Annotated in this window: 24 protein-coding genes; 20 read left to right on the top strand and 4 right to left on the bottom strand. The window is 58.4% G+C overall.

Features of this window, described 5'->3' with window-relative positions:
- Positions 1 to 2: 2 nt before the first annotated feature.
- The 4 genes from truA to HZB23_08080 all read right to left on the bottom strand — a co-directional run bounded on the left by truA (position 3) and on the right by HZB23_08080 (position 3,695).
- Complete coding sequence (truA, locus tag HZB23_08095) at positions 3 to 770, bottom strand: tRNA pseudouridine(38-40) synthase TruA (GenBank protein ID MBI5844613.1); 768 nt, start codon at positions 768 to 770, stop codon at positions 3 to 5.
- A 225-nt stretch (positions 771 to 995) separates the two neighbouring features.
- Positions 996 to 1,571 (bottom strand): YqgE/AlgH family protein, encoded by a 576-nt coding sequence (locus tag HZB23_08090; GenBank protein MBI5844612.1) that lies wholly within the window; start codon positions 1,569 to 1,571, stop codon positions 996 to 998.
- Positions 1,572 to 1,694: 123 nt separating this feature from the next.
- Positions 1,695 to 2,627, bottom strand: coding sequence for an acyltransferase family protein (locus HZB23_08085; protein MBI5844611.1), 933 nt, complete (start codon positions 2,625 to 2,627; stop codon positions 1,695 to 1,697).
- A gap of 45 nt (positions 2,628 to 2,672) precedes the next feature.
- Positions 2,673 to 3,695, bottom strand: coding sequence for a hypothetical protein (locus tag HZB23_08080; GenBank protein ID MBI5844610.1), 1,023 nt, complete (start codon positions 3,693 to 3,695; stop codon positions 2,673 to 2,675).
- A gap of 302 nt (positions 3,696 to 3,997) precedes the next feature.
- Here HZB23_08080 and HZB23_08075 point away from each other — a divergent pair, with 302 nt between their 5' ends.
- From HZB23_08075 to HZB23_07980, 20 genes are all read left to right on the top strand, one after another.
- Positions 3,998 to 4,378 (top strand): 6-carboxytetrahydropterin synthase, encoded by a 381-nt coding sequence (locus tag HZB23_08075; GenBank protein ID MBI5844609.1) that lies wholly within the window; start codon positions 3,998 to 4,000, stop codon positions 4,376 to 4,378.
- 20 nt (positions 4,379 to 4,398) lie between these two features.
- On the top strand, positions 4,399 to 5,046 hold the full coding sequence (locus HZB23_08070; GenBank protein ID MBI5844608.1) for a radical SAM protein: 648 nt from the start codon (positions 4,399 to 4,401) through the stop codon (positions 5,044 to 5,046).
- A 137-nt stretch (positions 5,047 to 5,183) separates the two neighbouring features.
- Positions 5,184 to 5,972 (top strand): FkbM family methyltransferase, encoded by a 789-nt coding sequence (locus tag HZB23_08065; GenBank protein MBI5844607.1) that lies wholly within the window; start codon positions 5,184 to 5,186, stop codon positions 5,970 to 5,972.
- Positions 5,969 to 7,105, top strand: a complete 1,137-nt coding sequence (locus HZB23_08060) for a glycosyltransferase family 4 protein (protein ID MBI5844606.1) — start codon at positions 5,969 to 5,971, stop codon at positions 7,103 to 7,105. The genes HZB23_08065 and HZB23_08060 overlap by 4 nt, the downstream gene beginning before the upstream one ends.
- A gap of 43 nt (positions 7,106 to 7,148) precedes the next feature.
- Complete coding sequence (locus tag HZB23_08055) at positions 7,149 to 8,159, top strand: glycosyltransferase family 9 protein (protein ID MBI5844605.1); 1,011 nt, start codon at positions 7,149 to 7,151, stop codon at positions 8,157 to 8,159.
- A 34-nt stretch (positions 8,160 to 8,193) separates the two neighbouring features.
- The gene (locus HZB23_08050) at positions 8,194 to 9,618 is read left to right on the top strand and encodes an O-antigen ligase family protein (GenBank protein ID MBI5844604.1); all 1,425 of its coding nucleotides are present in this window, start codon (positions 8,194 to 8,196) and stop codon (positions 9,616 to 9,618) included.
- Positions 9,608 to 10,393: a lysophospholipid acyltransferase family protein gene (locus tag HZB23_08045; GenBank protein MBI5844603.1), complete on the top strand. Its 786-nt coding sequence runs from the start codon at positions 9,608 to 9,610 to the stop codon at positions 10,391 to 10,393. Before HZB23_08050 ends, HZB23_08045 begins: the two co-directional genes overlap by 11 nt.
- Before the next feature lie 20 nt (positions 10,394 to 10,413).
- Positions 10,414 to 10,587, top strand: coding sequence for a Trm112 family protein (locus HZB23_08040; protein ID MBI5844602.1), 174 nt, complete (start codon positions 10,414 to 10,416; stop codon positions 10,585 to 10,587).
- Positions 10,584 to 11,144 carry a DUF4416 family protein gene (locus tag HZB23_08035; GenBank protein MBI5844601.1) on the top strand — a complete coding sequence of 187 codons (561 nt, stop codon included), beginning with the start codon at positions 10,584 to 10,586 and terminating at the stop codon, positions 11,142 to 11,144. The genes HZB23_08040 and HZB23_08035 overlap by 4 nt, the downstream gene beginning before the upstream one ends.
- A 28-nt stretch (positions 11,145 to 11,172) precedes the next feature.
- Entirely contained in the window at positions 11,173 to 12,057 is an 885-nt protein-coding gene (locus HZB23_08030; protein ID MBI5844600.1) for a YicC family protein, read from the top strand.
- A gap of 63 nt (positions 12,058 to 12,120) precedes the next feature.
- Positions 12,121 to 12,447, top strand: a complete 327-nt coding sequence (locus HZB23_08025; protein ID MBI5844599.1) for a DUF370 domain-containing protein — start codon at positions 12,121 to 12,123, stop codon at positions 12,445 to 12,447.
- Positions 12,440 to 13,024 carry a guanylate kinase gene (gene gmk / locus HZB23_08020; GenBank protein MBI5844598.1) on the top strand — a complete coding sequence of 195 codons (585 nt, stop codon included), beginning with the start codon at positions 12,440 to 12,442 and terminating at the stop codon, positions 13,022 to 13,024. Before HZB23_08025 ends, gmk begins: the two co-directional genes overlap by 8 nt.
- A complete protein-coding gene (rlmB, locus tag HZB23_08015; protein ID MBI5844597.1) occupies positions 13,021 to 13,773 on the top strand; it encodes a 23S rRNA (guanosine(2251)-2'-O)-methyltransferase RlmB in 753 nt (250 codons plus the stop codon). Before gmk ends, rlmB begins: the two co-directional genes overlap by 4 nt.
- Positions 13,774 to 13,964: 191 nt before the next feature.
- Positions 13,965 to 15,188, top strand: coding sequence for an NADP-dependent isocitrate dehydrogenase (gene icd / locus HZB23_08010; GenBank protein MBI5844596.1), 1,224 nt, complete (start codon positions 13,965 to 13,967; stop codon positions 15,186 to 15,188).
- Positions 15,189 to 15,243: 55 nt separating this feature from the next.
- A complete protein-coding gene (locus HZB23_08005) occupies positions 15,244 to 15,681 on the top strand; it encodes a hypothetical protein (protein MBI5844595.1) in 438 nt (145 codons plus the stop codon).
- On the top strand, positions 15,678 to 16,511 hold the full coding sequence (locus HZB23_08000) for a ComF family protein (protein MBI5844594.1): 834 nt from the start codon (positions 15,678 to 15,680) through the stop codon (positions 16,509 to 16,511). The genes HZB23_08005 and HZB23_08000 overlap by 4 nt, the downstream gene beginning before the upstream one ends.
- 91 nt (positions 16,512 to 16,602) lie before the next feature.
- A complete protein-coding gene (locus HZB23_07995) occupies positions 16,603 to 16,878 on the top strand; it encodes a hypothetical protein (GenBank protein ID MBI5844593.1) in 276 nt (91 codons plus the stop codon).
- Positions 16,879 to 17,060: 182 nt separating this feature from the next.
- A complete protein-coding gene (locus HZB23_07990) occupies positions 17,061 to 19,037 on the top strand; it encodes an RNB domain-containing ribonuclease (protein ID MBI5844592.1) in 1,977 nt (658 codons plus the stop codon).
- A gap of 229 nt (positions 19,038 to 19,266) precedes the next feature.
- Positions 19,267 to 21,030: a formate--tetrahydrofolate ligase gene (locus HZB23_07985; protein MBI5844591.1), complete on the top strand. Its 1,764-nt coding sequence runs from the start codon at positions 19,267 to 19,269 to the stop codon at positions 21,028 to 21,030.
- 360 nt (positions 21,031 to 21,390) lie between these two features.
- Positions 21,391 to 22,368, top strand: a complete 978-nt coding sequence (locus HZB23_07980) for a MoxR family ATPase (protein ID MBI5844590.1) — start codon at positions 21,391 to 21,393, stop codon at positions 22,366 to 22,368.
- Positions 22,369 to 22,504: the final 136 nt, after the last annotated feature.

Here is a 22,504-nt window from a genome sequence, read left to right as displayed (position 1 = left end):
AGTCAATAAACCACTTCCACAAGAAAAAGACCCTGGGGCGGGGCGGCGGGTCCGGCCTTTTGGCGGTCGCGGGCGGCAAGAATTCCTGTGACATCATCGGGTGCGAGCTTGCCCCGGCCCGCTTCCACCAGGGTTCCCACGATGTTTCTCACCATGCACCTCAAAAAGCCGTCCGCGCTGATGGTGAAGGCGAGAAGGCCGTCAGTCGGCGCGAAAAAGCCCGGCACGCCTTCCGCATTTTCAAAGGACGATGAAAAGACGGTGCGCACGGTGCTGGCCCTGGGGCTTCCGGTGCTTTCAAAGGACTTGAAATCGAGGGTTCCGGCAAGTCTGGACGCGGCCCGGTTCATGGCGTCAAGGTCGAGGGGGCGCTTTATGTGCCAGGAGTGGTTTCGCAAAAGGGCTGAACGGAAGGGCCGGTTGAGTATGTAATAGGCGTAGGTCTTTTTTTTTGCGCTCTTGCGCGCGTGAAAGGCGGGGTCGGCCTCAAAACAGCCTTTAACCATGATGTCTTGGGGTAAAAGTCCGTTGAGGGCTTTTTGCAAGTCTTCCGGGCCAAGCCTCGTTTCGACGGAAAAATGGGCAACCTGGGCCAGGGCGTGGACGCCCGCGTCCGTCCGACCCGATCCGTGGACCCTGACTGCCTTGCCGGTCAGGATTTCAAGTGCGTCCTCCACCTTTTCCTGCACGGTGACGTCACCCGCCTGCAGCTGCCAGCCGTGGTATCCGGTTCCGTCGTATTCCAGTATGATTTTGAACCGTTTTTCCATGATTACGACAATTGCACCCAGTTCAGCCGGTGATTTGTTTTTTGAAGAGGTAATTGGAAAACTTCGCGCAGGCTGGATTGAGCCTCGCAGACTCGTAGGTTGGGCTGAGGAACGAAGCCCAACAAATTGATTTCTTTCCATATTTTTTGATCAGACCACTTGTTGGACTTCGTTCCTCAGCCCAACGAGGCTGACACTGGAGTCCACGTTTTGGTTCGCCATAAATCATGCATGGCCTGAATTTTCTGACAGCAGGCGCGGATCGATGCCCAGGGAGCGGGCCGCCCTGTCCCATCTGTCGGAAAGGGGCGCGGAAAAAAGGATGTCGTCGGAAGCGGGGCAGGTGAGCCAGGAGTTTTCGACTATTTCGCATTCCAACTGTCCGGGGCCCCAGCCCGCGCAGCCCAGCACCACCAGGAAGCGCCTTGGGCCGAATCCGCCTGCAATGGCTTCCAGTATGTCGGGGGAATTGGTCATGGCAATGGTGTCGGTCACCGGGATGGTGGCGTCCCAGGTAAAGGGCAGGCCGTGAAGCACGAAAACGTGGCCGGGATGCACCGGCCCGCCTATGTGGACGGGATGGTCAGCAGTTTCGGGCACAGCGGGAAGGCCCAGTTCCTTGAACACGTCCCTTAAGGTTCCGCCCGGAAGCGTGCGGTTTATGACGATTCCGAAAGCGCCTTCGTGATTGTGCACGCAGATGCAGGTGACCGTGGAGGAAAAATTGGGGTCGGAAAGATTGGGCATGGAGATGAGAAAATGCCCCTTAAGCGACGTCGTGCCTTCTTCCTGCTGGATCATGGGGCCTCCACTGTAACGGACAACTGCCTAACGCCTTCATCCTTTACAGTATCGGCCCCGGACCGGACTTGTCAAGCTGACAGAGGGCGCGTCATTGGGGGAGGATAACGCGCCCCTGCCATTTCAGCCGAAAACCGGAAAACGTCTTTGCCGGGCAAGATCGATGACGGCCTCCTGGATGCGGCTTTCCACTGTCCGATATATCTGATCCACATATTCTTCGTCGTCTTCCCGGCCCTGTTCCACCAATACGGGCTCTAGGATTTTCGTACGGATTTTCGAGGGAAGGGGAATGTGCATGGGCAGTACCTCCAGAAAAAGGCCGAAGGGCGCGCCCAGCACCAGGGGGCAGACCTCGCTGCGCATGAGCTTTTTCCCCCTGAGTATTTTTGCAAGGAACCTGCCTTCGGAGAGCACGAACACGGTGTCCGCCCCGCCGATGGTGGCCACGGGCACTATGGGAACCCCGCTCCTCATGGCTTGGCGAATGAAACCCTTGCGGCCCCCGAAAACCACCTTGTCGCGTTTTTTCCAAGAGCGCATGGCGTCGACTTCGCCGCCCGGCCAGACCACCACGTCGTGGCCCGCTTCCAGGCAGGCCGAAACGCTCTCTCGCGCGGCGGGAACCACGCCCACCTTGCGGAAGTACGAGCCCAGGCCGGGCAGGGCCATGAGGGCGTCGTGGGCGGTGCCGTGAAGAATGCGCTCCTGTCCGAATCTTTTCCAGAAGGCCGCGCACAGGGTCCAGGCGTCCATGGTGAGCCATGTCCCGGAATGGATTCCCACCAGGAGCGAAGGCGACTTCGGCAGGTTCTCCCATCCCGTTGTCTCCACCCGGAAATAGCGGTCCAGCAGAAAGTCCCACATGCCGTCCTGAAGGCGCATGAAGGCGGGGTCGGGACCTTTGGTGTTCCACCGGCTTTTCGCCCTTTTTCCGATGTAATGGCGGATGGCGTTTTCTTCGGGGGCTGCCGGGGTTTGATCCGGGATATCCCTTTCAGGAAAAAGGGGAACGACGTTTTCTGGAAACCGGTCGTGCAAAACGCTGTACTGCATGGAAGACCCCCGTTATTCGCTAATGGTTTGGGTGGAATTTAATGATCAGTGCCGGATAGCCCGGTTTTCGCCCGGAAGCCAGGGCACCCTCATGTAGGACTCGTCCGCAAGGCGGCCCCTGTCGAACTCGCCCTGGTTGTCAAGGGCGGTCCAGGCCGTGGGGTCGTCCATGGTATCGATCACGGGACCGGACACCGGGTGCGCAGGTCTGTAAACTTTCGCGCGGGCGTTTTCCTTCATCATGTCCGCCACGTTGTCGGTCATGAGGTTCAACTCGGCCCTTATGCGCTCCATTTCAACGTGAAGGAGAAGCCTCCTGCGCCTTTTGTCGGCGTTGGCCATTTCCTCGCGGCTGGCGATGGGCTCGTAACGGCGGCACATGGCGACATACGAGTCGAGCTTCTTGTAAGGGGGAAGGGCCACGTTGACTCCCCTGAGGCCGCCGGTGTAAGGTATTTTCCAGCCAAAGGGCAGGTTGAGCCTTAGGTTCCACTCCTCCGCGCCCTTGTGGGCCGCAAGGCAGATGGCCGCCCCGGAGAGGATGGCCGCCGCCACCATGCCGCCGCTACGGAAGGGGGTGACGTACTCGTCGAAGGAAACAAGGCAGTTGGCGCCTTCGGGGGCCGTGCCGGTGACCGCGAAGACCTTTCTTTCGAGAAGGTCCACCATGCCTTCCACGCTGGTAATGCTGGTGGGCGTACCAAGAACCTTTTCGTACTTTTTCCGAAGTCCCGGAACCCAGAAAACCGCCGGGTGCGGAAACATGCCACCTATCATGTCCTCGCAGCCGTGGTCCCTGTAGGCCTTGCCCACAAGGGCCACGAGGGGCACCCATGCGATGCCGGGGCCGTGGGAGGCGATTATCACCACCGGCCTGCCGTCAAAGGGCAGAGCCAGTTCGGGGTTGACCAGTCGGGCGTCCTTCACCAGGTTGCCGAGAACGTAGTCGACGTAGGGCTTCATGGCGGACATGTGCATTCCCATGCCTTTGCCGGATTCAAATTGGCCGTCCTTGTCCCTGAAGATTTCCATCGGGTCGGCTTTCGACGCTTTTCTCATCTTTTTCATGACTCTTTCCCCCTCGGTTTTTGCTTTCGGTTGTCTCAAACGCCCGGATTCATATAAAAAGCCGTATATTTAAAACGTATTTGCGTTTATATGTTTTGCTTATTGTAAGTCATCATGTTTTTTTTAATGTAAGCATTACTGTCAAAACAGATGTACGCACATATATTTTAACCACTGTCCCTTTGTCAAGGAAAAATTTTACGCCCTGCAATTTCGGCGTCCGTTGGAATTTTTGCCGTGGGGATTGCTTAGCAGGCGTCACTGGGCTATCATCCGCCTTAAATTGACCGGAAAGGACGTTCATGGCCGAAGTTTTTGAAATCTGCGTAAAGGCTTCGTTTTCTGCCGCCCACAGCCTTAAGGGCTATCCTGGCGACTGCGCGCGCCTTCACGGGCACAGCTTTACCGCCCAAGTCTGCGTTCGATGCGGGAAACTGGACGGGCTTGGCATGGGGGTGGATTTCAAGGCGGTGAGCGAGGCCGTGGCCGAAGCCGTGGCGGGCCTGGATCACTTGAATTTGAACGATCTTCCTGCGTTTACGGACCAAAATCCCACTGCGGAAAACCTTGCCCGCCACCTTTACCGTTTTCTCTCCGAGCGCCTGAATTCTCCTGGAACGAGGGTGTCCAGGGTGAAGGTGGCCGAAGGGCCGGAGGCGAGCGCTTCATATTGGGTGGAATGAGCGGCGACGGAGGACGGCTGTTGTCATTGCGGATAACCGAGATTTTTGCGAGCATCCAGGGCGAAAGCTCCCACGCGGGGCGCCCGTGCTCGTTTGTAAGGCTTACGGGATGCAACCTTTCCTGCAAATGGTGCGACACGGCCTATGCGCGGCAGGGCGGCCTGGAAACGCCTCTCGATGAGATTCTTCCAAAGGTGAAAGCCTTGGGAATCGGCCTTGTGGAGGTGACCGGAGGGGAGCCCCTGCTCCAGGCGGAGACGCCGCTTTTGGTGAAGGCCCTGCTGGATGAAGGCTTCGAGGTACTGGTTGAAACCAACGGCAGCTTCTACATTTCCCGCCTGGATCGCCGGGCTAAGGTGATACTGGACGTGAAATGCCCGTCTTCGGGGGAGGCCGGAAGCATTCTCCGTGAAAACCTGGAAACGCTCACATCCCGCGACGAGGTGAAGTTCGTGATTGCGCAAAACCAGGATTTCGATTACGCCGCATCCGTGCTAAAAGACCATCCAGGGGTCCTTTCAAACTGCCGCGCTGTTCATTTTTCGCCGGTTTTCGACGTTTGCGATCCCGCCCTTCTCGCCCGCTGGATTCTGGACGCGCGCCTTCCTGTGCGCCTTGGGCTTCAGCTTCACAAGTACGTCTGGGATCCGGAAAAAAGAGGAGTCTGAGCGCTCATCCTTAATAAAATGGCGCGGGGCAGGGGAATCGCTGGTGCCATCATCAAAAAACCGCTTTTTTTACACTCCTTGACATATCGCTTCGCTGATTTTAAAAGCTGGCCTAAAAACATCATCGGGAGGCTTCCTTGAAAAAGCTGGTCCGCCGACTAATAGGCGATGAAAACTACCTGAAAACCTTCGGCTACATCTCGGACATCTATCAGAGCGTCTTCCTGAAGATAAAGGAGGAGGGAACCGCAATGGTTCCCAATTTCATTCAAAAAGGCGACACGGTGTTCGACATCGGGGCCAACGTGGGCCGGTTCACCAGCCTCGCCGCCGCCCTCGCGGGTCCCAAGGGCCGGGTTTACAGCTTCGAGCCCCAGCAGTATCCGCGAAAGATTCTGACCCAGATGAAATCCGTGAGGAGCCTTTCCCAGGTGATCATAGTGGACAAGGCCCTGTCGGATTCGCCCGGAACTGCTGAAATTACCATCCCCCTAAAAGACGGCTGGAAGCCCAAGAGCGCCTGCGGACATCTGGACGGTGAAAATGAGGACCCGCACAAGACCGAGACCGTAGGGGTCAGCACCCTGGACGCCTTTTGCGAGGAAAACGGAGTTGGCCGCCTGGATTTCATAAAGTGCGACGTGGAAGGCGCGGAACTCAAGGTCTTTCGGGCCGGGACCAGGGTTCTTACCCGGTTTCACCCCACCATCTACTGCGAGGTGGACAAGCTCTGCTGCGACAGGAACAAGGTGCCCTTGCGGGCAGTGTTCGATTTCCTGGAAAGCCTTGGGTATCGGGCCTATCTGCCGGATAAGTCCAAAAAGCTCTTTTACGTGGACCCTGGAAACATCCCAAGGGAAAAGACCGAGTATTTTTTCATCCATGTAAATCGCAAGGAAAGCTTTCCGGCGGAGCTTTTTCGATGAGCCGGGGCAAACTTTGCGCCATACAGCTTCTGCCTGAGATGGACACCGGGGGAGTGGAGGAAACCACGCTGGAATTTTCCTCCTGGCTTGCGGGTCGCGGGCATCGCTCCATAGTGGTCTCCGGCGGGGGAAGGCTGGTTCCGCGCCTGGAAGCTGCCGGAGCGAGGCACTTAAGCCTTCCGGTGGGCGAAAAGGGGCCGCGCCTGCTTACAGCCTTCGCGCCCCTGCGAAAACTTATAATCGATTCCGGGGCCGATATCCTGCACCTAAGAAGCAGGGTTCCGGCCTGGCTTGGACTGGCCGTGGTGAAGAGCCTGCCGGAAAGGCTGCGCCCCAAGGTGGTCACCACCTTTCACGGAACCTATTCGGTGCATTATTTTTCCGGGATCATGGCAAGGGGCGAAAGGGTCACAGCCGAAAGCCGGTTCATCTTCCGCCACGCGGCTGATAATTACGGAATCCGCCCGCCGCAGCTCAGGCTCATCCCGGCGGGCTACGACGAGAGGCGCTTTTTTCCGGGCGCTGTCGAAAAAGAGAGGCGCGACGGGCTCGCCTCGGCCTGGGGGCTTTCGGAAAAATCCGGCCCGGTGATTCTTCTTCCGGCCCGCATCACCCCCTGGAAGGGACACCGGTTTTTTCTCACGGCCCTTGAGAGAATAAGGCAATTGCCCTTTACCGCCGTTTGCGTGGGGGACCCTGCGGAAAACCCGGTTTACGCGGAAGATCTTTTAATGATGGTGAAGGAGAGGGGACTTGCTGGAAGGGTGATTTTTCCCGGAAGGTGCGCCGACATGCCCGCCGCCTACGCCCTTTGCAGCGTGGCGGTTTCACCGAGCCTTGAGCCGGAATCCTTCGGGCGCGTGGCAATAGAGGCCCAGGCCCTGGGCCGCCCTGTTGTGGCAACCGCCCACGGCGGAAGCCTGGACACGGTGAAGGACGGCGTCACAGGGTTTCTGGTACCCAAGGGAGACGAGGCGTCCCTTGCCGCCGCCCTGGAAAAAATCCTCACCGATGAGGGTCTGAGGGCGAGGATGGGCAAGGCCGCATCGAGGTTCGTGGCGGCCAGTTTTTCGTCGGAATCCATGTGCGAAAGGATTCTCGACCTATATTATGAAGTTCTTGGTGAAAAATAGACAATCAGCGGAACAGGCCCGATTTTTGGGAAACCGGACGCAAATGGGCAAGATTCTGATAATCAAGATGAGCGCGCTTGGGGACGTGGTGCGCACGACTCCCCACATCGAGGCGGTGGTGCGTCATCACGAGGGCGAAAAAATTCATCTTCTCACCGAACCCGCCCACGCGGGTCTTTTCGATCATCATCCGGGCCTTTCAACTGTGGTCATCGACAGAAAGCGTTTTTTCGGCCCCAAAAGCAAGTCGGGGGTTTCAAAATGGATAAGAAACCAAGCCTTTGACGCCATCTACGATTTCCAGGGCAACCGCACCAGCCGCGACCTGGTGAGGAAAAGCGGGGCGAAACTGACCGTGGGGCCGCATCCTGACTCGGTCTATTTCAGGCATCCGCCCAGGGGCTATTCCTATACCGACGATTTTCCGGTCAATTTCATTGATTTCATGGACATGATTCTCAAGGCGGGCGGAATCGGCAAGGCTGAGCCCTTAACGCGTTTTTACGTGGGGGAGGCCGAAAGACTCGCGGTTGCCGAATTCATTGAGTCAAGGGGCCTTCAAAAGGGCGGCTTCGCCATGATCCACGCCGGAAGCGCGGCCAATTTTCCCTCCAAGCGCTGGCCCCTGGAAAGTTTCCGGGCGCTTTCGGAGATGATCGAAAAGGCCGGTATCCGGGTGGTGTGGACGGGCGGGCCTGATGACATGGCGATCCACGCGGAGCTCGCCAAAAGCGCCGGAGTTGACGCCACCTCGCTTTTTCCGCCCATAGGCGTTTACGAACTGGCCAAATCCGCCCGTTTAGCGGTTACCGCCGATTCCGGGCCCATGTATCTTTCTGCTGCCGCCGGGATTCCGGTCTTCGCGTTTTTCGGGCCCACCTCCGGCCTTCGCGCCCACGCCCAGGGCCAGGGGGAAAGGGTGCTTTCAAACTCTGACGCAGCCTGCTCGCCCTGTTTCAAAAAGCGCTGCCCGAAAAGATTCCATCACGCCTGCCTCGATCCCATAAGCCCGGAAAGCGTTTTCGCCCGGATAGTCGCAGACGGCCTTTTATGAACGGACGTAACGAGCCTGAACGGACTTTTCCTTAATGAGCCGCCGAAAGAAAAACAAGTCCCTGCCAGCGCAACCCGCCACCCCGCCCGTGGCCGCAAAGCCCTGGGCAAGGCGCTTCCAGAACGCGGTGCTGTGGAGCGCCGGGCTTTTCCCGGTGGGGCTTGTTCTGGGAAATGTTGTGTTCGAGGCTCTGGCCGCTCTCACCGTCCTTTTCTGGCTCCTGTCGCTTGCCGTTGAACGGCAAAACCCCATCCCTTATCTTAAAAAACACCCCCTGGTGATTCCCTGGCTGGCGTGGTACTGCGTAATCGTTTTGAGCCTTGTCGTGAACGGCCCCGGAAGCAAGGGAGCGGGCCACGATGTGGCCTTTGTGCGCGACGTGCTTTTCGGCTTCGCCCTGCTGGATATCGGGCGCAAAAGGCCGGAGCTTGCCCGTTTCGTGGTTCGGGGCATGGCCGGGGCGGTGATCCTGGCCGCCTTCAACACGGTTTTCGCCCACTTGGTGGGCTTTGACCCGGTTATGCGGCCCCTTGAGGCCTACACGAAAAAGCTTGGCATAAGCCCGCAGATTTCAGGGGTGGCCATCTACGCGGTATCCTTTTTCGGCGTCCTGGCGGCCTGCGATGCGGGCCTTTCCGTAAAAAGCCGCCGGATTTACGCGGTAATCGCTATAATCGCCATGCTCCAGCTTTTTCAGATACACAGCCGCACCCCCATTGCGGCGGCATTCTGCGGCCTTGTTTTCGGCCTGTGGCGAGGCAGGGCAAGGGGCAGCGGATCGGCCCTGGGGCCTCTTCTGGCAGGGGTATTTCTTGGCGGGGCTGTCGCAACCGTTTTTCTGCTCAGGCTCTGGGACATCGCCTCGGTCTACGACCGGCTCTACATCTGGAAGGTCTCCTGGGGCATTTTTCTGGATAACCCCATCCTGGGCGTGGGTGTTTCCTCTTTCAGGGACGCGTTCGCGGAAATCTCCACCCACGGGCTGGTGGAGGGGGTGCTGGACCCGTCGGGACGCCTTTTTCAAAAGCCCTTGGAGACGCACGCCCACAACCTGGTGCTCATGCTTTTGTCATCCACCGGCATCCTGGGCCTTTTGGCCTTCGGCTGGCTTTTCGTGAGGGCTTGCGGGATGATCTGGAAGGCCCCGAAAGGCCTTCGGCTGGGTTTGGCAGGATGGCCCGTGGCCCTTCTCGTACTGGGAATTTCGGGGGAGAATATTTACTACAGCTGGTATCACGCGCTTGTAAGTTACCTTTTTGCCCTGGCCGGAAGCATCCTCATGCATACGATACGCAACCCCGCCACTGCCGACCGCCGCGCAGCGCCTGCTTTATATTGTCCTGAAAGCGGTTTTCCGCCTCATCGCAGCCATTCCACGGCCCTGGACCAACCGGTTCGCGGAAGGGCTTTCCGGCCTCTGGTGGCGCATCGACAGGCGTCATCGTACGGTGGCCCTTGAAAACCTCGCCGCAGCCTACCCGGAAAAGGACGCCGCCTGGGTGAAAAACATGGCTCGGTCGGTTTTCAGAAACCTTTCGGTGGTGGCCTTCGAGCTCCCGTATCTTTTCAATCTCACGGAAAAAAACCTGGGCACGATGGTCCGGCTGGTTGGCCAGTCCAATCTTCTGGATGCCATAGCCAAGGGGCGCGGCGTGGTGCTGGTGTCGGCCCACCTAGGTAACTGGGAAATGCTCGGCAGGCTTTTCAGCATAGTATCGAAACAACCAACCCTCATGATAACCCGTGTCCTGGACAATCCGGCGGTGCACCGGCTGGTTTACGAGTGCCGGTCGGGCACAGGAAGCGTGGCGGTTCCCAAGGAGAAGAGCGGAGCACATATCCTGAGAATCCTGGGGCAGGGCGGGGTGGTGGCCCTTTTGCTGGATCAGAACGCGGCCTGGTTCGAGGGGGTTTACGTAAACTTTTTCAACCGCAAGGCCTGCACCAACAAGGGCCCGGTAAAGCTCGCCATGATGACCGGAAGCCTCGTGGTTCCGCTTTTCTGCATACGCCAGCAAAACGGCATGTACAGGCTTACCTGCGAGAAGGCCGTGGAAATGGTCCGCACGGGAAGCGAGCCGGATGATCTTGAGATCAACACCCAGCGCCTGAACGATATCCTGGAAAAATGGATACGCGAGACCCCGGAACAGTGGCTCTGGGTGCATCGCCGCTGGCGGGTGCTTCCCATACCCGACGAGGCCAGGAAAAAAATCAGGAATCCGCCCGAATGAAACCCGATACCCAAAAGTCGATTCCTTCCGACCTAATGGCTGTTTTCGGCTGCCCTTTCTGCAGAGGGCCTCTTTTCGAGGAGGATGAAAAATCCCCGGTCCTCCTTGTGTGCAGGGCCTGCGGGCTGGCCTTTCCGGTGAGCGACGGAATCCCCGATCTTCTGCCAAAAAGCGCCAGACTCATTTTGTCATGAGCATCCCCAGGCCATCAGACCCGGCCCGGCTTGTTGTGGGGGCATTCACTGCGGAGAAGGAGCTTTTCCCCGAAGCGGTTTCCGCCGTCACGGGCCTTTTCGGTCCCCTGGACGCCGCAAGCCCCTGGTTTTCCTTCCATCACACGTCCTATTACAACGACGAGATGGGAGGCCCGCTTTTTCGCAGGCTCGTCAGCTTCAAAAAACTTGTGGACCAGGGAGACCTGGCCGATATCAAGCTTTCCACCAACCGGCTGGAATCCTCCTGGCTCGCACCTTCGGGGGGGCGGCGGATAAATCTCGACCCCGGTTATCTCACGCCGGAAAGATTCGTACTGGCAACCGGAAAAAACTATATCCATCGGATATACCTTTTAAAAGGGATTTACGCGGACCTCACCCTGGTGTATAGGCAGGGCGGGTACGAACCCCTTTTCTGGACCTATCCCGATTACGCCGAGGAGGGCATCCGGGGCTTTCTTCTTCGATTGCGCAGCGGCCTTCTGGCGGCCAGAAGAAAAGACGCCCCGGAACCTTGCTTGGGCGTTTCCGTTTAGAACATCAACGAAATGAACGAATGAATCCATGATAAGATCAATGACGGCGTTCGCCCACGCGCAGGCGTCCATGGAAAACAAGACCGTGACGGTGGAAATAAGGTCCGTCAATCACAAGAACCTGGAGCTTTCGGTAAGGCTTCCGCGCACCCACTCGGCCCTTGAGGACCGGGTGAAGACCGCCGTCAAGGCCTGCGCCGGTCGCGGCAAGGTGGATGTCTCCGTTGATATCGCCTCAAACGACGGCCTGTCCCGGCCCTACTCGGCTGATACGGCCCTGGCCCGTTCCTGGTTTTGCGAGGCCACGGCGGTGAGGGAGGCCCTGGGCATCGAGGAACCCGTCACCCTGGCCCAGGTTCTCCGGGCCGAGGGAGTGCTTGCGAGGTCCTTTCACGCGCCCGACCCCGAAGCCGACTGGCCTGCGGTTTCTGAGGCCCTTATTGAAGCCGTGAACACCTTCTGCGCCATGAGGACCACCGAGGGCGAGGCGCTCTGGAACGACGTGGAGGCGAGGCTCGATTTCATTTCCTCGCTTCTGGACGACATTGAGTATCTGGCAAAGGACCAGCCCATCCAGAACATGGAGCGATTCGCCCAGCGCATGAACTCGCTTCTGTCCGATTCCGGCCTTCCCGCAGATAACGAAAGAATCGCCCAGGAGGCCGCTTTCTGGGCGGACAAGGGCGACATCACCGAGGAAATCGTGCGGGCAAGGAGCCACATCGCCCAGTTCACCGCCCTTTCCGAAAAAAGCGAGCCCTGCGGCCGGACCTTGAATTTCCTGTGCCAGGAACTTGCGCGGGAGTTCTCCACAATGGGGGCCAAAAGCCATCTTGCGCCCCTTTCCCACACGGTTGTGGACGCAAAGAGCGAACTGGAAAAAATCCGGGAGCAGATTCAGAACATCGAGTGACCGGAGGGGACCGACTTTTCCGGGCGCGACTGAAACAGACGTTTCACGAGGGGGGAAACACGGATGGACGAGAGCACCATTTTGAAGATTCTGGGCAACGGCACCTCCTGGAGCCGGGTGGAGCCGCTTTTGAACATAGGGTTCGGCAACACCCTGCCGGTGGGCCGCCTGGTGGCCATAGCCACCCCCAACTCGGCCCCCATGAAACGCCTCAAGGACAAGGCCCTGGCCGACAACAGGCTCATAGACATCACCTGCGGGCGACGGACAAGGGCCATTCTGATCATGGACTCCAACCACGTGATCCTCTCGGCCATTCAGGCCGAGACCCTGGCCCAGCGCTACCAGGCGCTGGTGGAAAAACGCCCGGACGAGGCCGTTCATGACTGATCGCGGCCAGCTTTTCATACTTTCCGCCCCGTCGGGAGCCGGAAAGACCACCCTTCGGAAGTACCTTTGCGAGGCCATTCCGCTCCTTTCCTACTCGGTTTCCTGCACCACGCGGAAAATCCGGCCCGGAGAGGTGGAGGGAAGGGACTACCACTTCATTTCGCGGGCGGAGTTTACGGAAGGGATAAAGGCCGGGCGCTTCGCCGAATGGGCTGAGGTCCACGGCAACCTCTACGGCACCAGTGCCGAGTTCATAAGGCAGGAGTTGGAAAAAGGCGCACGGGTGATTCTGGACATCGACGTGGCTGGCGCGAAGATCCTCACCCAGGCCTTTCCCGACGCGGTCACCATCTTCGTGAGGCCGCCTTCCATGGAGGCCCTCAGGGAGCGGCTCACCGGTCGCGGAACCGACGACGCCGACACCGTGGAAAAAAGGCTCGTGAACGCCGAGTGGGAAATGGCCCACAAGGAAGCCTACCGCCACGTTCTGGTGAACGACGACCTTGAAAAAGCCAAGGCGGAGCTTTTCGATCTCGTGAGTTCCTATATAAAATCGAGCAGGACGGCGGACTCATGAACGATGAAGCGCTCTACGGAGTCCATCCGGTGAAGGAGGCCCTGGCGGCTGGCAGGCGCAGGGTTTACTGCGTTTACGCCGCAAAAAGCCGCACCGGAAAGGCCGTGGACGAAATTATTGCGATGGCCCGGAAACAGGGCGTGCCGGTGGAGCCTCTCGAAACCGGCATCGTGCGCGACCCCGGAGCCAACCACCAAGGGGTTGCGGCCCTGGTTTCGTCCTTTCCCGCAAGCGAGCTGGAAGACGTTCTGGCCTCCGGTCCCAAGCCCGGCAAATCGCCTTTTTTCCTGGTTCTGGACGGCATCGAGGACCCTCAGAATCTGGGAGCCCTGATCCGCACCGCACTCTGCGCCGGGGTGGACGCCGTCATAAGTCCCGACCGCAACTGCGCCCCGCTCTCGCCCTCGGTCTCCAAGGCATCTTCGGGAGCCCTGGAGCATTCAACCGTGTGCAGGGTCAAAAATCTCGTGCGGGCGCTCTCGCAGATGAAAGACGCGGGGTTCTGGATTTTCGGGGCGGACGCCAGGGCAGGAATAAATTACTGGGACTGCGACTTTTCGGTTCCAACGGTTGTAGTGGTGGGCGGGGAGGGCAGGGGGATAAGGCCCCTGGTGGCGCGGGAATGCGACCAACTGGTGAAAATCCCCCAGGCCGGGCCGCTGGGCTCTCTGAACGCATCGGTGGCCGGGGCGCTTCTGATGTATGAGGTTGTGCGTCAACGCCAACAAGCCGTCCAAAAACGCGAATAACTGTGTCAGCCTCGTAAGTTGGGCTGAGGAACGAAGCCCAACAAATTGATTTAATTCCATATTTTTTGCCCAGCATATTGGCTCCACCTTTGTTCGGCTCCGGTCGGCAGTCTTGTAACCTATTATAATTGTTGGGCTTCGTTCCTCAGTCCAACCTACAACTTAAAGTAAAGATTGAGGAAATCGGCTCGATGCTCCACGAGGGACAAAAAATCACGGTAAGGGCCGACGGCTCGCTTTTAGTGCCGGATAAGCCAATTGTCTGCTTTATCGAGGGCGACGGCACGGGCGTTGACATCTGGCCTGCGTCCCGGCTGGTGATGGACGCCGCCGTGAAGGCCGCGTACAAGGGCGGTCGGCAAATCGCCTGGAAGGAAATCCTTGCCGGAGAAAAGGCCTTCAACCAAACTGGCCAGTGGCTGCCCGAAGAAACCCTGGAGGCCGTGCGGGAGAACGTGTTGGCCATCAAGGGGCCGCTCACCACCCCGGTGGGCGGGGGCATCCGGTCGGTGAACGTGGCTCTGCGGCAGGTTCTTGATCTCTACGCCTGCGTGCGGCCAGTACGTCACATAAAGGGCGTTCCTAGCCCGGTGAAAAACCCGGAAGCCGTAAACATGGTGATTTTCCGGGAAAACACCGAAGACCTCTACGCGGGAATCGAGTACGCCGCAGGCTCCCAGGAAGCGGCCCGGCTCATAGCGCTCCTTAAGGAAATGGGGGCTGAAGTCGAGCCGGAATCGGGTATCGGCATAAAGCCCATGAGTGAGAAGAACACCCGAAGGCTTGTTGCCCGCGCGGTCCGCTATGCCATTGACCACGGCTGCGGAAGCGTCACCCTGATGCACAAAGGCAACATCATGAAGTTCACCGAGGGGGCCTTCCGCAACTGGGGCTACAAGGCGGCGGCGGAGCTTTTCCCGGAACGCACCCTGACCGAAGCCGAAGCCTTTGAAAAATTTGAAGGCAGGGCGCCCGCCGGTCGTGTTATGATAAAGGACAGGATCGCGGACATGCTCTTTCAGCAGGTGCTTTTGAGGCCGGAGGAATTCGGGGTTATAGCCACACCCAATCTTAACGGCGACTACATCTCCGACGCCCTGGCGGCCCAGGTTGGAGGCCTCGGCATGGCTCCGGGGGCCAATATTGGGGATTTTGCAGCGGTCTTCGAGGCCACCCACGGAACCGCGCCCAAGTATGCCGGTAAAGATATGGTCAACCCCGGCTCGCTCATTCTTTCCGGGGCCATGATGCTGGATCATATTGGCTGGACCGAGGCTGCGGATTTGACCCGAAAGGCGATATCCGAGGCCGTTGCTGCGAAGGTCGTCACCTACGATCTCGCCCGGCAGATGGAGGGGGCAACAAAGGTATCCTGTTCTGGTTTCGCAAAATACGTTGCGGAACTGATGCAATAGCAGTCGGCGGTGGGCGGTTTAACGCGGTTGACTCCGAAAGTTAAAGGAAACGGCCATGCAGAAGCTGGGAGCTGGGGGAACGGACGGCGGCACCGGGCGCTTTCTTCTTGGTTTCATAATGCTCTGCGCCGGGGCCTATCTCTTTTTCCGGTCCATAGCCGTTCAACATCAGCCTTTCGGGATGGGCTACGGGCTTTTTTCATTCTACGGCTATGAAATCACGAGCGGCATGGTCTGCGTGCCCCTTATTTTCGGCGTGGGCATGATCTTTTACAACGGCAAGAACCTCATCGGCTGGTTTCTTGCTGCCGGCTCCCTTGTGGCCATTATCGCGGGGGTCATCGCAAGCATCCATTTCGCCTTCCGGCCCATGTCGGCCTTTGATCTCATCATCATTTTCGTGCTGTTTTTCGGCGGTCTGGGCCTATTCCTGAGTTCCCTCAAGGACTACAAGGACCCGGACGAGGAAAAGGCCGTAAAGCCGGAAAAATGACCCGCCTGTCCAGACCATTTGCGGCCCTTTCCGGGGCGGCGGATTTTTTTCTGAACGTTCTCTATCCGCCCCGGTGCATGGGCTGCGGAAGTTTTCTCACCATCAGCCACGGCCTTTCCCGGCTTTCTCCGGAACAGGCCCTGACCCTTCTGGGAACTGGCGATTTCGCCCGCCTTCTGGCAGGCTGGCTGTGCCCTCCCTGCCGCGAATCCCTGTCGCCCGTTACGCAACCGTTTTGCACCTCCTGCGGAGAGGAGTTCAAAAGCCGCGTCGGAAGCGATCATCTCTGCGGAGCATGCGCAGCCGATCCCCCTCCGTTCGACAGGGCAAGGTCGGTGTTTTTTTACGAAGAGGCCCTGGCCTTTGCGATCCAGAGCATGAAATACAGGGGCAGGATGGAGCTTGGCCGCCCCCTGGGGCTTGTTTTCGCCGACGCCTTTTTGCGCCATTTTTCGGAAGATCCCCCGGATTTCGCAGTACCTGTGCCCCTCCACCACAAAAGGCTTCGGAAGCGCGGAGCCAACCAGGTTGTGCTCCTTGTGGCCGACTGGGCCAAATTTTCCGGTTTTACCCCTCTTGTCCCCGAAGCCCTGAAGCGCCTCAGGCCAACCCCGGCCCAGGCGTCCCTCGACCGCGCCCACCGGGCCGCCAACGTGCGAAAGGCCTTTGCGGTAAAGAGGCCGGAGCTTGTGGCGGGAAAAAAAATCCTTCTGCTGGACGACGTCTTCACCACCGGGGCCACCTCCCGCGAATGCGCCAAGGTCCTGAAAAAGGCCGGTGCCGCCCGCGTGGACGTTCTCACCCTGGCCCGCGTGGCAGCAGGAATATAATAATGAACTGCTGCGCTTAAAATGCCCTTAACTTAACAACTCTATGGTGAGGTTAGTTATGACATTTTCTGAAATTGAAAGGAGAATTTCCATGTCAGTAATTAAAAGTATAGCCTTGTTCATTTTGAAGTCTGCATCATTCAGCATTATTCTTATGTTTACATATATAATTATAATGCATCAGTATAAGTCTTCATCACAAGATATGACAAATTCATACTATATAAAAATGAATGCTCAAATAGATGCTAATGAAAATCTTCAAAAAAAATCCGAAAAAATTATTACAATGCAGGAGGAACATCAACGCCGATTCGATGCCGTACTATCCAAATGGGAACAGCAGACCGGAATCCGCCCCCGTTGACGTGCCGATACTGACGAATATCGCAGCCGAATGGTACGATGTGTCCCCGAACCCGGTTTCCCGTGATCATAAGGCCCCGGACATGACCGCCGCCCGGCCCTGTCGGGCAAAAAAGTCGCCGGTTAAGGGCTCGCCCAAACGCCCGGTTTGACTTTGATGAAGGCTCTTGCTATGTACCGCCGATGGAAGTCGGAACTATCGTAGAATATATTGACCGCAAAAAAATCATCTGCGCAGCGGTTGTACAGGCCAAGAAGCAGAAAGTGCGGCTCATCACGGAATCCAACAGGGAAGTCTCCGTGTCCGAAAACCGTCTGTTCGGTGAGTCGGGACGGCTGGACCCTGCCATGGGACGGGACCGCATGGCCGCAATACTGGCCGGAACCGCGCGTGCCCGCGAGTCCCTGAAAAAAGATGTCAACGTTGAGGAACTCTGGGAATCCCTCCACACCGAAAACGAATGGATGGACGCGGAAACCCTGGCCTCCTTCAGCTTTCCCCCGCCTCCCGACCATGACCGGGTCTCAGCCGTCATAAGGGCGCTTTTCGAGGACCGGATTTTTTTCAGGTTCGACGTCACCCGCTTTTTTCCGCATACACCCGAAGAGGTCGAGCAGGCGGTCATAAGGGCCGAAAAGGAGGCCGCGCGCGAGCGCAGAATCCTGGAAGGCGGGCTATGGCTCAAATCGACCCTTGGCGCAGAGGTTGTGGAGGTGCCGCCCGAACACCGGGACACGGTGGAAATTCTCAAGGATTTGTACCTGTTCGACAAGGAAAGCCACCACGGGGAAACCGCCAGGGAAATTCTTTCAGTGGCAGGCTTGGAAACCGGAGCGCCCCTTTTCGAATTTCTCATCAAGACCGGAGAATGGAACCGGGACGAGAACCTGGACATCCCTCGCTTAGGCGTTCCCGTGGCCTTTTCCGAGGCTGCAAGGGAAGCCTCGGCGAGCCTTTCGGCTTCTCCCGGCCTTTTCACCGAGCACTGCGAAAGGCGCGACTTCACCGGGCTTCCCATAATCACCATAGACGGCCAGGCAACGAGCGATTTCGACGACGCCTTAAGCCTTCAGACGGACGGCGACTCGTACCGGGTGGGCATTCACATATCGGATGTGGCCCACTTCATCCAGAAGGGCTCCGAACTGGACGCAGAGGCCCAACTCCGCGCCAGTTCCATATATCTTCCCGATCAGAAAATCCCCATGCTTCCCCCGAACCTGGCCGAAGGGCTCCTAAGTCTCAAGGCGGACAGCGTCCGGCCCGCTATATCCGTCATGGCCCTGGTCACCCCCGAAGCCGAGGTTGTGGAATTCGAGGTCGTTCCAAGCCTCATCAGGGTGCGCCGCCAGCTCACCTACTACGACGCCAATATAATGAGCGACGCAGACAAGGAGATAATCGTCCTTTCGGTACTGGCCAAAAAACTCAGGGAGGCTCGGCTGAACGCGGGCGCTGTCAACATCACCCTCCCTGAGGTCAACGTGTGGGTGGATGAATTCCGGGAGGTGGGGGTTCACCGCATCAACCGGGAAAGCGTCAGCCGGATGCTGGTTTCGGAGTTCATGATCCTGGGAAACCGCCTCATGGCCAAGTTTCTGGCGCAAAACCGGTGCCCGGCGGTTTTCCGGTCCCAGCCCGAACCCAAGCAGAGGCTCTTTTCACGTGACGAGGGGACCCTTTTCGAAAACTGGATGCAGCGGAAACACCTTTCGAGGTTCCTTCTCTCCCCCGAACCCGCGTCCCATTCCGGCCTTGGTGTTGAGGCCTACGTAACCGCCACAAGCCCGATACGAAAATACTTCGACCTTGTGACCCAGCGCCAGATACGCGCGGTCCTGGGAATCGAGAAACCGTCTTCAAGGCGTGAGATCGAAGACATAATCGTCAACACCCAGGAGCCCCTTTCCAGAGTGGTGCAGCTTCAGGGCTCAAGGGTCAAGTACTGGATAATCAAGTACCTGGAAAAGCGCATGGGCGCCAAGGAGCACGCCCTGGTCCTGGAGCAGCGAAGGGACAGGACGGTGGTTCTCCTCACTGACGTCATGATGGAGGCCACATTAACCGGCGTAAAGCATCTCGCGCCCCAGGACGAGATTTTCGTGGTGGTGAAAAAGGCCGATCCAAGAGCCCTGGAAATTTCCCTGGCCCTTGCCTGAACTTTGACGGGCTTCGGTTCCAAGGCGAGTGTAAATTTTACAGAATCGCCAAGCTGCGTCTTGTCAAACGAAAAATCGCATGATAAGGGAATTCCGCGTTTTATCGGAAGGCAATCGGGGGCCTGTGAACAATAAGGCCCGCGAAACGTAAAAACCCCATACCGGGCCTGACCGATCAGCCGGTTTTCGGCTGTGGCGGCAGGCCGCCCTGTGAAGGAGAGGAAGAACCATGGCGTACGATGCGACCAAACTGGCTGACTGGCAGATTTCCGAACTTGCCGAAGTGAACATGCCCACCCCCGAAGACTGGCAGAACAAGCTCGGCCTTCAGAAGGACGAAATCCTTCCCATGGGCAAGCTCGCCAAGGTGGACTTCCTGAAGGTGATAGAGCGCCTGAAGGACAAGGAAGACGGCAAGTACATCGAAGTCACCGCCATCACCCCCACCCCCCTGGGCGAAGGCAAGAGCACCACCTCCGTGGGCCTCATGGAAGGCCTGGGCAAGCGCGGCTTGAACGTCGGCGGCGCGCTCCGCCAGCCCTCGGGCGGCCCCACCATGAACGTGAAGGGAACTGCGGCAGGCGGCGGAAACGCCCTTCTCATCCCCATGACCGAGTTCTCCCTTGGCCTCACCGGCGACATCAACGACATCATGAACGCCCACAACTTGGCCATGGTGGCCATGACCAGCCGCATGCAGCACGAGCGCAACTACAACGACGAGCAGCTTGAGCGCCTCACCAAGATGCGCCGCCTGGACATAGACCCCACCCGCGTTGAAATGGGCTGGATCATTGACTACTGCGCCCAGAGCCTTCGCAACATCGTCATCGGCCTTGGCGGACGCACCGACGGCTACACCATGCAGAGCAAGTTCGGCATCGCGGTGGGTTCCGAGTGCATGGCCATCCTTTCCATCATCCGCGACCTTGCCGACCTTAGGGACCGTCTCGACAAGATCACGGTTGCCTTCGACAAGTCCGGCAAGCCCGTCACAACCGGCGACCTGGAAGTGGGCGGCGCAATGACCGCCTGGATGCGCAACACCATCAACCCCACCATCATGTCGACGGCCGAATATCAGCCCTGCTTCGTGCATGCGGGCCCCTTCGCCAACATCGCCGTGGGCCAGAGCTCCATCATCGCTGATCGCATCGGCCTGAAGCTCTTCGACTATCACGTCACCGAGTCCGGGTTCGCCGCAGACATCGGTTTCGAGAAGTTCTGGAACGTCAAGTGCCGCTTCTCCGGCTTGAAGCCCCACGTGTCAGTTCTCACCACCACCATCCGCGCCCTTAAAATGCACGGCGGCGGGCCCAAGGTCGTTCCGGGCAAGGCCCTTCCCGAAGAGTACACCAAGGAAGATTTGGCCCTGGTTGAAAAGGGCTGCGAGAACATGGTCCACCACATCAAGACCATCCGCCGGGCAGGCATCAACCCGGTTGTCTGCATCAACTGCTTCCACACCGACACCGACGCGGAAATCGCCCTGGTGAAGAGAATAGCCGAGGCCGCAGGCGCCCGCTGCGCCAAGTCCACCCATTGGGCCAACGGCGGCGACGGAGCCCTCGAACTGGCGGACGCCGTCATCGACGCCTCCAACGAAGGCAACAACTTCCAGTTCCTGTACCCCATCGAGATGAAGCTCCGCGACCGCGTCGCCCTCATCGCCAAGGAATGCTACGGAGCCGACGGCGTGTCCTGGGCCCCGGAAGCTGAAGCCAAGGCCAAGATGCTGGAAAATGATCCCAAGTACGCCGATTTCGCCACCATGATGGTGAAGACGCACCTTTCCCTCACCCACGACCCCACACTGAAGGGCGTGCCCAAGGGCTGGACGCTTCCCATACGCGACGTGCTCATTTACTCCGGCGCGAAGTTCCTGTGCCCCTGCGCCGGAACAATCAGCCTCATGCCCGGAACCGCCTCCAACCCGGCCTTCCGCCGCGTGGATGTGGATGTTAAAACCGGAAAAGTATCCGGTTTGTTCTAGGGCTGTCCTGAAACGCGATCTGCTGTGTCGGATATCGCCGGGCGCGGTGCGCACGTATCCTTGATACGCTTGCGCCCGCACCCGGCTCATCCTCCTTGCAGCTCATCGTTTCCGACCAGCCCTCAAGTCCGTGGCTGATTAAAGGCAAAACGGAATTACGGGCTGGGCTATAAAGGCTGGAATGAAAAGACAGTTGATGTGATCGGGCGGGGAGGGCGCGGCTTAAGCGCCTTTTCCGCCCGTTTTGTTTTTTGGCGGGAGTGGAAAGTATTGACATAAAGATGCGCCGGACTTATGTTTCTACCGGTTTTTGGGGGGCTATCCGCAACAAATTCAATTCGTTTTATTCGGAGGCGGTGGATGGAAATTCAGGAAATCGCAAAAAATGTGGAGCGGGAGAGCCTGGTGTTGAAGGATGTGACCGCTCAGGTGGAAAAGGTCATCGTGGGCCAGAAGGCGCTAATAGAAAGGCTTCTCATCGGCCTTCTGTGCGACGGGCACCTTCTTGTGGAAGGCCTTCCGGGCCTTGCCAAGACCACGGCGGTCAAGGCCCTGGCCTCGGCCATTCACGCCGATTTCGTGCGCATACAGTTCACGCCCGACCTGTTGCCCGCCGATATCCTGGGCACCCAGATTTTCCGCCCGGACACGGGGCAGTTTGAAATTCGGAAAGGCCCGCTTTTCCACAACATAATCCTCGCCGATGAAATCAACCGCGCCCCGGCCAAGGTCCAGAGCGCCCTTCTGGAAGCCATGGCCGAACGCCAGATAAGCATAGGCGGGACGACCTTTTCTCTCGATACGCCCTTCATGGTCCTTGCCACCCAGAACCCCATAGAGCAGGAAGGCACCTATCCGCTCCCGGAGGCCCAGGTGGACCGCTTCATGCTGAAAATAAAGGTGGACTACCCAACGCCCTCCGAGGAAAAAGAGATCATGCGCCGCAAGGAAGGCGGCGACATCTCCATAAAACCGGTGGTGGACGTGGCGGCCATCTTAAGGGCCCGACAGGTGGCCGCCTCCATCCACATGGAGGAGAAAATCCGGGACTACATCATAAACCTCGTCCACGCCACCCGCGCTCCCGGAAGCTTCGGCCTGCCGCTGGACAGGTTCATACTCTACGGAGCATCGGTAAGGGCCTCCCTCTACCTTGCGGACGCCGCCCGATCCCACGCCTTCCTGAACGGTAGGGCCTACGTGACCCCCCAGGACGTTAAATCCCTGGCCCCGGACGTTTTGCGGCACAGGATAATTCCGAGCTACGAGGCCCTGGCCGAGGGGGTCACAGCCGAACAGATTGTAGCTAAACTCTTAGAACGCATCGAAGTCCCCTGACCCAAGTGGTCTGAAAACGCGAACTGCGGTGTCAGGCATCCCCTAAAAGTCGGTCACGTACAACAGCGTACGCTCCCTCCTTTTAGGCTCGCCTTCCTTGCATTTCATCGTTTTCAGACCACTTGGGCTGTTTGCC

The organism is Deltaproteobacteria bacterium, from assembly GCA_016235345.1.
GTDB lineage: Bacteria > Desulfobacterota > Desulfobacteria > Desulfobacterales > Desulfatibacillaceae > JACRLG01.
This window is presented reverse-complemented; position numbering and strand designations above follow the sequence as displayed.